Here is a 395-nt window from a genome sequence, read left to right on the forward strand (position 1 = left end):
GGATGACCATGCCCTCCCGGCCACGCACAGCCCCGGCAGCGCCTTCCGCGGGATGTTATGGCAGATGACGGCAAATATTGCCCGCAACACCTTCGATGAACTCCTCGACAGTTATGCCGGGGCGGCTGAAGCCTGGCAGGATCTTGTACGTCTGGACACGCGCGGTTCCGGCTGGGAGGCACTGCTGCGCCAGGCCGCCGAGGCGATGCTGCAACATGACGCGCTGCTTCCTGCGGGCATTCGTGAGCAGGCCCGTGAGAGTGCTCAGTTTGTGCTGCGCTTCGTCGGGTTTTATCAGGAACAGAGCGATGTGGCAGATCCGGGCGAACTCGCGACGCTGATGACGCGTTACCGCGATATTTTCCCGCAGAGCGGGGTTAAGGCGGTGCACGCGT

At 63.0% G+C, this 395-nt stretch carries 1 protein-coding gene; it reads left to right on the top strand.

Going from position 1 to position 395, the window contains the following annotated elements:
• On the top strand, positions 1 to 395 hold a 395-nt coding region (locus ACQ3G7_RS24755), incomplete at both ends, for a hypothetical protein (protein ID WP_430893027.1).

The organism is Kosakonia sp. N21 (assembly GCF_050587465.1).
Classification (GTDB): domain Bacteria; phylum Pseudomonadota; class Gammaproteobacteria; order Enterobacterales; family Enterobacteriaceae.